The sequence below is a fragment of the Streptomyces sp. NPDC101237 genome (assembly GCF_044767465.1).
Lineage (GTDB): Bacteria > Actinomycetota > Actinomycetes > Streptomycetales > Streptomycetaceae > Streptomyces > Streptomyces gramineus.
On the sequence record NZ_JBIWNY010000003.1, the window covers coordinates 146,028 to 159,046 of the forward strand.

Annotated in this window: 14 protein-coding genes; 6 read left to right on the forward strand and 8 right to left on the reverse strand. The window is 72.9% G+C overall.

Features of this window, described 5'->3' with window-relative positions; genetic code table 11:
* The first annotated feature begins 1 nt into the window (after position 1).
* The gene (locus tag ACIRQ9_RS06530) at positions 2-235 is read left to right on the forward strand and encodes a ferredoxin (protein ID WP_404167795.1); all 234 of its coding nucleotides are present in this window, start codon (positions 2-4) and stop codon (positions 233-235) included.
* Here the strand turns inward: ACIRQ9_RS06530 and ACIRQ9_RS06535 are convergent.
* The gene (locus ACIRQ9_RS06535) at positions 232-882 is read right to left on the reverse strand and encodes a 1,4-alpha-glucan branching protein (RefSeq protein WP_404167797.1); all 651 of its coding nucleotides are present in this window, start codon (positions 880-882) and stop codon (positions 232-234) included. The genes ACIRQ9_RS06530 and ACIRQ9_RS06535 overlap by 4 nt on opposite strands.
* Before the next feature lie 131 nt (positions 883-1,013).
* On the opposite strand from ACIRQ9_RS06535, the gene ACIRQ9_RS06540 reads away from it, so the two are divergent.
* Entirely contained in the window at positions 1,014-1,907 is an 894-nt protein-coding gene (locus tag ACIRQ9_RS06540; RefSeq protein ID WP_404167798.1) for a tol-pal system YbgF family protein, read from the forward strand.
* Between the two features lie 291 nt (positions 1,908-2,198).
* Here ACIRQ9_RS06540 and ACIRQ9_RS06545 read toward each other — a convergent pair whose 3' ends face one another.
* The gene (locus ACIRQ9_RS06545) at positions 2,199-2,828 is read right to left on the reverse strand and encodes a TetR family transcriptional regulator (protein WP_404167800.1); all 630 of its coding nucleotides are present in this window, start codon (positions 2,826-2,828) and stop codon (positions 2,199-2,201) included.
* Positions 2,829-3,047: 219 nt separating this feature from the next.
* On the opposite strand from ACIRQ9_RS06545, the gene ACIRQ9_RS06550 reads away from it, so the two are divergent.
* Genes ACIRQ9_RS06550 through ACIRQ9_RS06560 form a run of 3 tightly spaced genes read left to right on the forward strand, consistent with a single transcriptional unit; the run spans position 3,048 to position 6,282 of the window.
* Positions 3,048-4,457, forward strand: a complete 1,410-nt coding sequence (locus ACIRQ9_RS06550) for a glycosyltransferase family 4 protein (protein WP_404167802.1) — start codon at positions 3,048-3,050, stop codon at positions 4,455-4,457.
* Positions 4,451-5,215, forward strand: a complete 765-nt coding sequence (locus ACIRQ9_RS06555; RefSeq protein ID WP_404167804.1) for a class I SAM-dependent methyltransferase — start codon at positions 4,451-4,453, stop codon at positions 5,213-5,215. The genes ACIRQ9_RS06550 and ACIRQ9_RS06555 overlap by 7 nt, the downstream gene beginning before the upstream one ends.
* Complete coding sequence (locus tag ACIRQ9_RS06560; RefSeq protein WP_404167806.1) at positions 5,212-6,282, forward strand: prenyltransferase/squalene oxidase repeat-containing protein; 1,071 nt, start codon at positions 5,212-5,214, stop codon at positions 6,280-6,282. Before ACIRQ9_RS06555 ends, ACIRQ9_RS06560 begins: the two co-directional genes overlap by 4 nt.
* A gap of 42 nt (positions 6,283-6,324) precedes the next feature.
* Here ACIRQ9_RS06560 and ACIRQ9_RS06565 read toward each other — a convergent pair whose 3' ends face one another.
* Positions 6,325-6,618, reverse strand: coding sequence for a hypothetical protein (locus ACIRQ9_RS06565; RefSeq protein ID WP_351325532.1), 294 nt, complete (start codon positions 6,616-6,618; stop codon positions 6,325-6,327).
* A gap of 136 nt (positions 6,619-6,754) precedes the next feature.
* Between ACIRQ9_RS06565 and ACIRQ9_RS06570 the strand changes: the two genes are divergently transcribed.
* Entirely contained in the window at positions 6,755-7,315 is a 561-nt protein-coding gene (locus ACIRQ9_RS06570; RefSeq protein ID WP_404167808.1) for a hypothetical protein, read from the forward strand.
* 157 nt (positions 7,316-7,472) lie between these two features.
* Here ACIRQ9_RS06570 and ACIRQ9_RS06575 read toward each other — a convergent pair whose 3' ends face one another.
* The 5 genes from ACIRQ9_RS06575 to ACIRQ9_RS06595 form a co-directional block, all read right to left on the reverse strand.
* Complete coding sequence (locus tag ACIRQ9_RS06575; RefSeq protein WP_404167810.1) at positions 7,473-8,483, reverse strand: LLM class F420-dependent oxidoreductase; 1,011 nt, start codon at positions 8,481-8,483, stop codon at positions 7,473-7,475.
* Positions 8,484-8,583: 100 nt separating this feature from the next.
* Complete coding sequence (locus ACIRQ9_RS06580; protein WP_404167812.1) at positions 8,584-9,375, reverse strand: DUF5336 domain-containing protein; 792 nt, start codon at positions 9,373-9,375, stop codon at positions 8,584-8,586.
* Positions 9,376-9,502: 127 nt separating this feature from the next.
* Entirely contained in the window at positions 9,503-10,411 is a 909-nt protein-coding gene (locus ACIRQ9_RS06585) for an N-acetylmuramoyl-L-alanine amidase (protein WP_404167814.1), read from the reverse strand.
* Between the two features lie 10 nt (positions 10,412-10,421).
* Positions 10,422-11,087, reverse strand: coding sequence for a class I SAM-dependent methyltransferase (locus ACIRQ9_RS06590; RefSeq protein WP_404167816.1), 666 nt, complete (start codon positions 11,085-11,087; stop codon positions 10,422-10,424).
* Positions 11,088-11,237: 150 nt separating this feature from the next.
* The gene (locus ACIRQ9_RS06595) at positions 11,238-12,992 is read right to left on the reverse strand and encodes an MFS transporter (protein ID WP_404167818.1); all 1,755 of its coding nucleotides are present in this window, start codon (positions 12,990-12,992) and stop codon (positions 11,238-11,240) included.
* Positions 12,993-13,019: the final 27 nt, after the last annotated feature.

Here is a 13,019-nt window from a genome sequence, read left to right on the forward strand (position 1 = left end):
GATGGGGGACCGCTGGCACGTCGAGGTCGACCGTGCGATCTGCATCGGCTCGGCCCAGTGCGTCAACCGCGCCACCGGGGCCTTCCGCCTCGACTCCGCCATGCAGTCCCACCCCGTGGACGCGGAGACGGACGCCAACGGCAGGATCCTCGACGCGGCGGAGAACTGCCCGGTGGAGGCGATCACCCTCACCCTGCTCGACAGCGGGGAGCCCGTCTTCCCGCCGGAGGACTAGCCGGTCCGCCCGCCCCGCGACCCGTCGGACCCGACCTCCGCGAACAGCCCCCTGACCCGGGTGCCGTCCGGCTGCCGCCAGGCTCCGGTGACATGACCGCGGGCGTCGGCCGGCGGCTGTGAGCCGGGCACCAGCACGCGCCGCAGCCGCAGCACCACGCCGCCGCCCGCGACGGCGAACTCGGTGCTCTCGTCGGTGTCGAGGGGAACACCGAGGCCGGGCAGCCGATCCGCTCCGGTGTACGCGCGGGCCACCTCCCGGTCGGGGGTGTCGGTGAGGCTCTGCGCCTGGGCCGCCGCCCGCCCCTCGACCAGGGCCGCCAGTCCGGCCGTCAGCACGGGGTCGTGGCAGCCGTCGTAGGCCCAGCGGGTGCCGAGCACACCGTGCTCCATGGTGCCGAGCAGCGCGTGCCCGGCACCGTCGAGCGGTGCGGCGCGGTAGGTGAGCGGCACCAGATACGCGTCCGGGCCCGCGGTGACGACCATGAACTCGATCCCCACCTCGCCCTCCGGGTCGTCGAGCCGGAACCCGCCGGCCTTCGCCAGCTCCGGTGCGGCGGGGCCGTGGTACCAGGGGCGGGTCGGGAGCCAGCCGGCGAGGAGGTCGACCTTGGCGGGCTTGAGGGTGGTGCGGTGGATGAGCGCCATGGGACCGATTCTCCACGCGGCGACGGGCCCGCGGCCCCGCGCCGGGAGGCCGGCCGGTCCGGCGCCGGACGGGACTGTCGGTGGCGCGGCATACGCTCCTGTGATCCGTCGGGTCGACCAGGGTGGGGAACGTGCGCAAGTCCGAGGCCGAGGGCCTGATCGACGAGGCCTACGAAGCATGGCGGGCCGAGGAGTGGCGCACCGCCGCCGGGCTCTTCGAGCGGGTCCTCGCCCGGTTCCCGGACGAGGAGCGCAGCGCGGTGTGGTGGTACGACGCCGCGCTCGCCCACAAGTTCCTGCGCAACTGGGCCAAGGCCTGCGCGCTGGGCCGCGAGGCCGCCGCCCGTGCGCCGCGCGGCGAGGGCGACCCGGCGTTCTGGAACCTCGGCATCGCCGCCACCATCCAGGGCGACTGGGCCACGGCCCGGGACGCCTGGACGGGCTTCGGCATCGAACTCCCGCCGGGGGAAGGGGAGATCGAGGGGAGGTTCGGGGCGGCCTGCGTGCGGCTGGACACCGGCGGTGAGCGGGAGGTCGTGTGGATCGACCGGATCTGCCCGACGCGGGGGCGGGTGATGAACGTGCCGGTGACGGCGGGACGGCGGTTCGGGGAGATCGTCGTGCACGACGGCGAGCCGACCGGGCACCGGGTGGTGGACGGCCGTGAGTTCCCCGTCTTCGACGAACTGCTCCTGCTGACGGCGTCCGCGCTGCCGACCCTGGAGGTGACCGTGAACGCCGGCGAGGCCCCCGACCTGGAGGCGCTGGTCGATCTCTTCGTGCGGAACGGCTTCGGCGCGGAACCCGCGAGCGCGCTGGAGGTGCTCTGCTCCTGCTGCAGCGAGGGCACCCGCGAACAGTCCCGCACGGTCCACGCGGGCGCCCAGCGGGTCTCCCTCGCCGCCCCCGAGCCGGAGGCCCGGCTGCTGCTGGCGCGATGGGCGGGCGAGGCGGCCGTCGGGCGGAGCTGGAGCGGGCTGGAAATCGTGGGTTGGAGGGCCGGAGAGGGAGACGGGCAAAAGTGAAAAAAATCCCCCATAAGGGGTTTTCTGTTCCCCGCTGCGCGTTCTATCCTGAACACAGCCTACGAGGCGAGTGAGGGAGTCCGAGCGGAGTAGCCGACTCTGGCGTGACGCAGATGCACACGCATCCGCCCGTGCCGACGTCGACGCTCGGGCTGAGAGGCCGGAAGGCGGCGGTTGAGCCGGACGGCGACCCCCAGACACCTGATCCGGACCATACCGGCGAAGGGAACCCGTCTCGTAGGTCTTCGTATGCCCCGGCGCCCCGCGCGTCCGCGCACCGGCGCCGCCGGGTCACGGGGTGCGTCCGGGCTCCGTCAGGTCGATGAGCCGGCAGACCGTCTCGATGTCGATCTTCACCTGGGCGATGGACGCCCGCCCCGAGAGCCACGTGATCAGCGCCGAGTGCCAGGTGTGCTCGATGACCCGGACGGCGGAGAGCTGGGCCGGGGTCGGATCGGTCAGGCCCATGGCGTCCAGGACGATCGCCGTCGTCTGCCGGGAGACCTGGTCCACCTCGGGGGAGACGCTGCGGTCGGCGAAGGTCAGGGCGCGGACCATCGCGTCCGCCAGGTGCGGCTCGCGCTGCAGGGCCCGGAAGGCGCGCATCAGCGTCTCGGCGACCCGCTCGGACGCCGTCTCGCCCGCCGGCGGTTTCTTGCGCAGCGTGCCGTGCATGTGCTCCAGCTGGTCCTGCATCGTCGCGACCAGCAGGTGCACCTTGGACGGGAAGTAGCGGTAGAGCGTGCCCAGGGCCACCTGCGAGGACTCGGCCACCTCGCGCATCTGCACGGCGTCGAAACCGCCCCGGCTGGCCAGCTGGGCGCTCGCGCGCAGGATCCGGCGGCGCCGCGCCTCCTGCCGCTCGGTGAGCGGCGCAGTGGCCGATCCGGCGCCGATGTCCACCTTGGCTTCCGCAGGCATGGGTCCCGTCCGTGACAGTCGGTGAGGGCAGTGCTCAGGGCGAGTGATCAGACAGCATGGCAGGGGTCGCGTCGTGGCGCGAATCACCTGATCCACTGCTCACTCCGCCCCTACCTGCCGGTAGATTCAGAGCCTCCTGAACGATCAAGTCTGAAACTTGTTCTAGATTAGCGTCCCGGCGTAACCTCGCGGGAAAGTGCAGGGAGAAGGGGGCCCAGAGTGACCGCTGAGGCCAGGCGGGCGGGTGCCGACCAGGAACCCGCCGCCGACGGCGAGCGACCGCTCGACATCGCGCTCCTCACCTATAAAGGGAACCCGTTCTGCGGCGGCCAGGGTGTCTACGTACGGCACCTCTCCCGTGAGCTGGCCCGGCTCGGCCACCGGGTCGAGGTGATCGGATCGCAGCCCTACCCCGTCCTGGACGAGGGCTACCCCGCGCTCACCCTCACCGAGCTGCCGAGCCTGGACCTGTACCGCTCCCCGGACCCGTTCCGGACGCCAGGGCGGGACGAGTACCGGGACTGGGTGGACGCGCTCGAAGTGGCCACCATGTGGACCGGCGGCTTCCCCGAACCGCTGACCTTCTCCCTGCGTGCCCGCCGTCATCTGCGCGCCCGCGCCGGGGAGTTCGACGTCGTCCACGACAACCAGACGCTGGGCTACGGCCTGCTGGGCGACGTCGGCGCGCCCCTGGTCACCACCATCCACCACCCCATCACCGTCGACCGGCAGTTGGAGCTGGACGCGGCCGAGGGATGGCAGCGGCGGTACTCGGTCCGGCGCTGGTACGCCTTCACCCGGATGCAGAAGCGGGTCGCCCGCCGGCTGCCCTCCGTGCTCACCGTCTCCGGCACCTCGCGCCAGGAGATCGTCGACCATCTCGGGGTCCGCGAGGACCGGGTGCACGTCGTCCACATCGGCGCCGACACCGACCTGTTCGCGCCGAATCCCGCCGTCCCGCAGGTACCCGGCCGGATCGTCACCACCTCCAGCGCGGACGTCCCCCTCAAGGGGCTGGTCTTCCTCGTCGAGGCCCTCGCCAAGGTGCGCACCGAGCACCCCGCGGCCCATCTCGTCGTCGTCGGCAAGCGGCCCGCCGAGGGTCCCGTCGCGCAGGCCATGGAGCGCTACGGCCTGGACGGCGCCGTGGAGTTCGTCAAGGGCATCTCCGATGCCGAACTCGTCGACCTGGTCCGCTCGGCCGAGGTGGCGTGCGTGCCGTCGCTGTACGAGGGCTTCTCGCTGCCCGCCGCCGAGGCGATGGCCACCGGCACCCCGCTGCTCGCGACGACCGGCGGCGCGATCCCCGAGGTCGCCGGCCGGGACGGGGAGACGTGCCTGGCCGTCCCGACGGGCGACGCGGGCGCGCTGGCCGCCGGACTGAGCCGCCTGCTCGGCGACCCGGAACTGCGCGCGCGCCTCGGCCGGGCCGGCCGCGAACGCGTGCTGCGGCACTTCACCTGGGCCCGCGCCGCGGAGGGCACGGTGGCCCGCTACCGCGAGGCCATCGCCACCGCGGCCCCGGCGACCGGCCCCCGCACGGCCGCCGCCCCGGCGGGTGCCGAGGCCGTCGCCCCCGACTTTGTCTCCTCAGAGGTTGTCAATTCCGAAGGCAGGGCCACGTGCTGACCGTCGACTTCTCCCGGTTCCCGCTCGCGCCGGGCGACCGCGTCCTGGACCTCGGCTGCGGGGCCGGCCGGCACGCCTTCGAGTGCTACCGGCGCGGCGCCCAGGTCGTGGCGCTCGACCAGAACGCCGAGGAGATCCGCGAGGTCACCAAGTGGTTCGCGGCGATGGCCGAGGCCGGCGAGGCCCCGGCCGGCGCGACCGCCACCGCCATGGAGGGCGACGCGCTGGCGCTGCCCTTCCCCGACGAGTCCTTCGACGTCGTCATCATCTCCGAGGTCATGGAGCACATCCCGGACGACAAGGGCGTGCTCGCCGAGATGGTGCGCGTCCTGAGGCCCGGCGGGCGGATCGCCGTCACCGTGCCGCGCTACGGCCCCGAGAAGGTCTGCTGGACGCTCTCCGACGCCTACCACGAGGTCGAGGGCGGCCACATCCGCATCTACAAGGCGGACGAACTGGTCGGGAAGATCAAGGAAGCGGGTCTGCGGCCGTACGGCAGCCACCACGCGCACGCGCTGCACTCGCCGTACTGGTGGCTGAAGTGCGCGTTCGGCGTCGACAACGACAAGGCGCTGCCGGTACGGGCGTACCACAAGCTGCTCGTCTGGGACATCATGAAGAAGCCGCTGGCCACCCGCCTCGCCGAGCAGGCGCTGAACCCGGTCATGGGCAAGAGCTTCGTGGTCTACGCCACCAAGCCGCACCTGCCGCCGGCCGGGACCGGCACCTCGTCGGACACCGAGGCGGCCGCCCGGTGACCACCCCCCGGACAGAACACCTCGTCCTGCCCGGGGTCCTCACCGCCGAGCAGGCCGCCGCGACCGTCCGCGGCATCCTCGCCGTGCAGCGGGAGGACGGTGCGATCCCGTGGTTCCGCGGGCACCACCTCGACCCGTGGGACCACACCGAGGCCGCGATGGCACTGGACGCGGCCGGCGAGCACGAGGCCGCCGAGCGGGCCTACGACTGGCTGGCCCGGCACCAGAACGAGGACGGCTCCTGGTACGCGGCCTACGCCGACGGCGCCCACGACGACGTCACCGACCGGGCCCGCGAGTCCAACTTCGTCGCCTACATCGCCGTGGGCGTCTGGCACCACTACCTCTCCACCGGCGACGACACGTTCCTGGACCGGATGTGGCCCACCGTGTACGCGGCCGTCGAGTGGGTGCTGCGGCTGCAGCAGCCCGGCGGTGAGATCGGCTGGCGGCGCGAGGACGACGGCACGCCCGCCGACGACGCGCTGCTGACCGGGAGTTCGTCGGTCCACCACGCGCTGCGCTGCGCGCTCGCCATCGCCGAACAGCGCGAAGAGGCGCAGCCTGACTGGGAGTTGGCGGTCGGCGCGCTACGGCACGCGATACGACGGCACCCCGAGCGGTTCCTCGACAAGGACCGGTACTCGATGGACTGGTACTACCCGGTGCTGGGCGGGGCGTTGACCGGCGCCGAGGCGGGCGCGCGGATCGAGAAGGACTGGGAGCGGTTCGTCGTGCCCGGGTTCGGCGTGCGCTGCGTCGTCCCCAATCCGTGGGTGACGGGCGGCGAGTCCGCCGAACTCGCCCTCGCGCTGTGGGCGGTCGGGGAGTCCGACCGGGCGCTGGAGATCCTGCAGTCGATCCAGCATCTGCGGGACGCGGAGTCGGGACTGTACTGGACCGGGTACGTCTTCGAGGACGACGCGGTGTGGCCGCGGGAGCTGACCACGTGGACCGCGGGTTCGCTGCTGCTGGCGGTCGCCGCGCTCGGCGGGCACGACGCCACGTGCGCGGTGTTCGCCGGCACGCGGCTGCCCTCCGGGCTGGAGGCGGACTGCTGCGCCTGAGGGGCGGGACACCGGCGCGGCCCCGCCCCCTCGGGAGGGGAGCTAGTGCCGGTGCATCCGGTTGGCGATCGCGTGGCCGATGAACAGGTAGACGACCGCAGCCAGGCCGTATCCCGCGACCACCCGCGCCCAGGCCTCGTCGAAGGTGAACAGGTCGCGCGACCAGCCGGCCAGCCAGCTCGCCGCGTCGTGGATGAACTGGACCAGGCTGTTCGCCCGGTTCGCGTCCAACAGGTACATCAGGATCCAGAGGCCCAGTATGAGAGCCATGATGTCGGCTACGACCGCGACGACCGTGCCGGCCTGGTTGTGGCCGTTCCGATAGGCAGGGGACATGGGGTCCGTGTTGCCGCCGAACGGTCCTTGAAACCTGTACCGGGTGGTTCCCGAGTGGCGAGGTGCCGCCATCTGGGTGACGCTGCCGGAGGAAGCAACCGCTCGGGGAGGACATCGAGACACACGGGAGGACCCCGTGCCCGTACCGATACGGCGCCTGGTCGTCGCGCTGACCCTCTGCTGCGCACTCGTCGCCGGCGTGACCGCGTGCGGCGGCACGCAGAGCAAGCCCACCGACACCGGCATGGCCGCGGTGCCCGTGGCCGACACACCCAGTCCGAGTACGTCTGCGGAGAAACAGAAATTCGCCAAGTCGAGGTTCGTGGCCAACGCGTCCCTCGCGGCCGGAGCCACCTACCAGTGGATCATCAAGCCCTGGAAGGCCGGCAAGTTCAAGAAGGGCGCCCACGGCCGCACCTTCGCCCTGATCAAGGCCGGTCTCGCGGGAACCTTCGCGTACAACCGGCTGCAGGCCGCCAAGCGGAACGCCCAGGGTGACCCGCTGCTGGCCAAGGCCGTCGCGCCGCTCTCGTCCGGCATCGACGCGCTGAAGAACCTGCCCGCCAAGCTCCGCAAGGGCGACGGCAACGCGGCCAGTTCCTTCAACGACGTCATCAACAACGTGAAGGATGCCGGGAAGAGCGCCGGCGCCCCGGTCACCAACAAGGTGCCCTCCGCGTCGCAGCTCACCCACTGACGGCACGGTCCGGATTCGGCGCCGGGAGCGACCGAGTGCCGCCCGCCGAGCCTTGGGCCCGGCCCCGGCCGAGGACCCCGGCGCCGTTCCCCGCCCCCCGCCGCGTCCCGCCCCCCCACCGCGTCTCGCCCGCTGGTGCCGAAGTCCGCCTTTGGGGCTAGGAGTTGAGTTCGGCGAGCACCCGCAGCGTGTGCGGGTCGGGGCTCAGCGCCAGCAGATCGGTCACCGGGCCCTTGCGCCACGACTCCAGCCGCTCAGCGATGCGTTCGCGCGGGCCGACCAGCGAGATCTCGTCGGCGAAGGCGTCCGGCACCGCCTCGATCGCCTCCCTGCGGCGGCCCTCCAGGAAGAGCCGCTGGATCCGCCGGGCCTCCTCCTCGTACCCCATGCGCGCCATCAGGTCGGCATGGAAGTTGCGGGCCGCGTGGCCCATCCCGCCGATGTAGAAGCCCAGCATCGCCTTGACCGGCAGCAGCCCGGCGGCCACGTCGTCGCAGACCCTCACCTGGGCCATCGCCGCGACCAGGAAGCCTTCCGGCAGGTCGGCCACCGCGGGCCCGTACACCTCGGGCCGGCCCGGCGCCCAGTACAGCGGCAGCCAGCCGTCGGCGATCCGGACCGTCTGGGCCACGTTCCTCGGCCCCTCGGCGCCGAGCAGGACCGGCAGGCCGGCGCGGAGCGGGTGGGTGATCGGCTTCAGCGGCTTGCCGAGCCCGGTGGCGTCCGGCCCCCGGTACGGGTGGGAGTGGAACCGCCCCGCCGCCTCCACCGGTCCCCGGCGCCGCAGCACCTGCCGTACGACGTCCACGTACTCGCGGGTCGCGGTCAGCGGCGACGCCGGGAACGGGCGGCCGTACCAGCCCTCCACGACCTGCGGCCCGGACAGGCCGAGCCCCAGCATCAGCCGGCCCCCCGAGAGGTGGTCCAGGGTCAGCGCGTGCATCGCGGTGGTGGTCGGCGGACGGGCCGCCATCTGGGCGACGGCCGTACCGAGCCGGATCGTCGAGGTCCGCGCGGCGATCCAGGCGAGCGGGGTGAACGCGTCCGAGCCCCAGGACTCCGCCGTCCACACCGAGTGGTAGCCGAGCCGTTCGGCCTCCCGCGCCAGCGGCACATGGTCGGGCGAGGGGCCGCGCCCCCAGTATCCCAGCGCCAACCCGAGCCGCATCACAGCCTCCTGACGACACGTCAGATCTCATGGCCGGACGACTGTACGGCAACGGCCCCCCGCCCGGAAGGGCGAGGGGCCGCACGGGGTCCGCGGCGGATCAGCCGCGCTGGATCCCGGAGGTGTCCTGGAGGACGCCGCGGCGGCCGTCCTGGGTCTGCGCCACCAGGGCGCCACCGCGCTGCTCCACCGCCAAGTACCAGGTTCCGGGCGCCAGTTCGGCGATCGGGGCGGCGGAGCCGTCCTCCGCGAACAGCGGCCTGGCCACCGGGACGGCGAACCAGAACGGCGAGAAGTCCGGGGCCGGCGCCTGCGGCGCGGCACCGGCGGGCGGCTGCTGCCCGAACGGCTGCCCGGCCTGCGGCTGGGCCCCGTAGGGCTGTCCCGGCTGCGGGCCGGCGGCACCGGGGTAGCCGTAGCCGCCCGAGGGCTGGGCGCCGTAGGGCTGCGGGGCCTGCGGCTTGGGAGCCGGCACGAGCGCGGCCTGGAGGGCCGGGACCAGCGGGGTCGCGACGGCGGCGGCGGCCAGGACCAGCGCGGCGAGGAGGCCGATGATGAGGCCCGCGCCGGCGTCCACGCCGTCGGGAAGGTCGACGAGCGACCAGAACAGGGTCCAGGCGGCGAGGATCGCGAAGCCCGTGCCGAGCGTCCCGAGGTCCAGGCCGAGCACCTTGCGCTGCTGCGGCAGGGCGCGGTTGAGGACGATCAGCGCCCCGCCGATGACTGCCCCCATGTATGTGCCCAGGCCTGTCCCGAGGTCATCCCATGAGTTCCGGCTGAGGGAGTAGCCGGAGCCGGAGTACGAGTAGGCATCCAGGAACGACGCGATGAACAGCAACACCGCTGCTCCGATCACCACGCCGTCGCCTCTAGTGAGGGAGCGGATATTCACTTCAGGTCCTTCGTAGGTCGTCTCGTCGGCGGAGGAGGCGTCGGGGGTGCTCCTCGTCGTAGGAATCGCAGGAAGGACACTATCGTTCGTACGATCGGCGTGTCCGCCCGGACCGGTCCGCCGATGTCTACCCGCGCAGGAAACTCACGATTCCCTCAGAGATCCCCTGCGCCGCCTTCTGCCGCCAGGCTCCGCTCGTCACCCGGGCCGCGTCCTCGCTGTCGCGCATGTTGCCGCACTCGATGAACACCTTGGGAACCGTCGAGAGGTTGAGACCGCCGAGATCCTTGCGCACGTCGAGGCCGGTGCCGCCGCCGACGTAGTTGGACGGTGAACTGCCGGTCACCTTCGCGAAGTCGCTCTCGACGCGCTCGCCGAGGGTGCGTGAGGGGCCGAGGATCGGGCGGGTGTCGGCGCCGCCGGCGTGCACCTCCGCGGGCAGGATGACGTGGAAGCCGCGGTCGCCCTCGGGCGCCCCGTCGGCGTGGATGGAGATGGCCGCGTCCGCGTGCGCGTCGTTCCCGATCCGCGCGCGCTCGGTCACGCACGGCCCCCAGGCGGGCTCGTTCCCGTCACGGGTCAGCTTCACCGTGGCGCCCTGCCGCTCCAGCAGGGTCCGCAGCCGGTGCGCGACGTCGAGCGTGAACCGGGCCTCGCTGTAACCGGCGTTGGTCGCGGTCCCGGTGGTGTCGCACTCCTTCCAGTTCGTGCCGATGTCGACCTTCTGGTTGATCTCGGACGTGTGCTGGAAGTTGCCCGGGTTGTGGCCCGGGTCGATGACGACGACCTTGCCCTTGAGCGGCGGTGTCGCGCTCGGGCTCGGCACCTTGGCGTCGTCACCGGGGAGGCCGGACGCCGACCTGGGCGTCGCCGCGTCCGCGTGCCCGGCCGGGCTCGTACCGGACCTGCCCACGCCTTGGTACACCACCCATCCGAGCAGCGCGCCGGGCACGAGCGCGGCGAGGGCGAAGGTCATGGGCGCCCGCCGGGAGCGCCGCTGCTGCGGGGGATCGAAGTCCGGGCCTGAGTACGACACGTCAGCGACTCTAACCGTGGCCCCGGGCCGTCGCCCCCGTTCGCCGCAGGACGCGCAGCGAGTCGTGGGCCGCGACCTCGGTGAACGCGCCCGACTCCAGGGCGCGGAGGTAGACGCGGTAGGGGGCCTGGCCGGTGAACTCGTCCTGCGGGTCCGGGAAGACGTCGTGGATCAGCAGCAGGCCGCCTTCGGCCAGATGGGGGGCCCAGCCCTCGTAGTCGGCGGTGGCGTGCTCGTCGGTGTGCCCGCCGTCGATGAAGACGAGGCCGAGCGGCGTGTTCCACAGGGCGGCGATCTGCGGGGAGCGGCCCACCAGGGCGACGACGTGGTCCTCCAGCCCGGCGCGGTGCAGGGTCCGCCGGAAGGCGGGCAGCGTGTCCATCACGCCCAGCTCCGGGTCGACCGTCTCCGGGTCGTGGTAGTCCCAGCCCGGCTGCTGCTCCTCGCTGCCGCGGTGGTGGTCGACGGTGACGGCGGTGACCCCGGCCGCGCGGGCCGCGTCGGCGAGCAGGAGGGTGGAGCGGCCGCAGTAGGTGCCGACCTCCAGCAGGGGAAGGCCGAGCGCACCGGCCTCGACGGCGGCCGCGTACAGCGCCAGCCCCTCGTGCACGGGCATGAACCCCTTGGCCTTCTCGAACGCGGCGAGGGTCTCGGGGTGGGGTGCGCGCGGGGACATGGGGGCCTTTCGCTCGTGCGGCGGTCTCGACGCCCCATGCTGTCGTACCCCCTGCCGACGTCCGGCAGGGGGTACGCGTCACCGGCGCTCAGGGACGGTGCCGTGCGGGAGCGCGGGGATCGGGGCGCCCGGTCCCGGTGGCCCCGCGGTCTAGGCGCTCACCGTCTCCGCGGGCAGCGACAGGTCCAGGTCGACCGCGTGCGCGTCGCCGGTGTGCGACGCCGAGGAGGCCAGCGGCCCGTGGCCCGCCGCCTTCGCGGCCAGCACGTAGGCGCCCTCGGCCGGCACCGCCAGGGTGTAGGTGCCGTCCGCTTCGGAGAGCGTCGCGCCCGCCTGGCGTCCCCGCCGGTCGATCAGCGTGACCTTGGCGCGGGCCACCGGAAGGCCCGCGGCGTCCAGCACCCGCCCGCGGAAGCCCCGCAGCACCTCCTCGGCGTGGGCCAGCGCGGCGTCCTCGTCGCTGCTCGCGCGCAGCCGCGTGTGCTGGGCGGCCTCCGCCGCCGGAGCGCTGCGCCTGGGCAGCATCAGGGCGAGGACCAGGCCGACGGCCACCGCGCCGGTGGCGATCAGGAAGGAGACCCGGAAGCCGTGCATGGTCGGGACGGCGACGCCGCCCACGGTGTGCGCCGTGTTGGCCAGCACCATGCCGATGACGGCGCTGGACACGGACGTGCCGATGGACCGCATCAGGGTGTTGAGGCCGTTGGCCGCGCCCGTCTCGGAGGCGGGGACCGCGCCGACGATCAGGGCCGGCAGCGAGGAGTAGGCGAGGCCGATGCCCGCGCCCAGCACCACCGAGATCACCAGGCTCTGCCAGGCCGCGCTCATCAGGCCGATGCCCGCGCCGTAGCCGATGCCGATGATCAGCATGCCGAGGATCAGGGTGGTCTTCGGGCCGTACTTGGCGGACAGCCGGGCGTAGACGGGCGCGGTGAGCATCATCGTCAGGCCGAGGGGGGCGACCAGCAGGCCGGCGGTGACCATCGACTGCCCGAGGCCGTAGCCGGTGGCCTTCGGCAGCTGGAGCAGCTGCGGCAGGACCAGCGAGACGACGTAGAAGCTGACGCCGACCATGATCGAGGCGAGGTTGGTGAAGAGCACCGCGGGGCGGGCGGTGGTGCGCAGGTCGACCAGCGGGGCCTTGAGCCGCAGCTCCATCACGCCCCACAGGAGAAGGACGGCGGCGGAGGCGGCGAAGAGGCCGAGCGTGGTGCCGGAGGTCCAGCCCCAGTCGCTGCCCTTGGTGATCGGGAGCAGGAAGAGGACCAGGCCCACCGAGAGCCCGATCGCGCCCAGGACGTCGAAGGTGCCCGCGGCGCGCGCCGACGTCTCCGGGACGACGAAGAGCGTGAGGAGGATGGCGACGACGCCCAGGCCGGCGGCGCCGTAGAACAGGGCGTGCCAGTCGGCGTGCTGGGCGACCAGGGCCGCGGCGGGCAGCGCGAGGCCGCCGCCGACGCCGATCGAGGAGCTCATCAGGGCCATCGCCGAGGGGAGCTTCTCGCGCGGCAGCATGTCCCGCATCAGGCCGATGCCCAGCGGGATCGCGCCCATGGCGAAGCCCTGCAGGGTGCGGCCCGCGATCATCGTGAGCAGGTCGCTGGTGAGGGCGCTGATCAGCGCGCCCACCACCATCACGGAGAGGCTGAATATCAGCATCCGCCGCTTGCCGTACAGGTCGCCGAGGCGGCCCATGATCGGAGTGGCCACGGCGCCGGACAGCAGCGTCGAGGTCAGGACCCAGGTGGCGTTACTGGGCTCGGTGCCCAGCAGCTGCGGCAGGTCCTTGATGACCGGAACGAGCAGGGTCTGCATCACCGCGACCACGATGCCCGCGAAGGCGAGGACCGGGACCACGGCCCCGCTCGCGCCCCGGGCGGGCTGGTCGGTCGTCGTGTGCGTCATTGAGTGAGGCCTCCGGGCCAGAGAGTG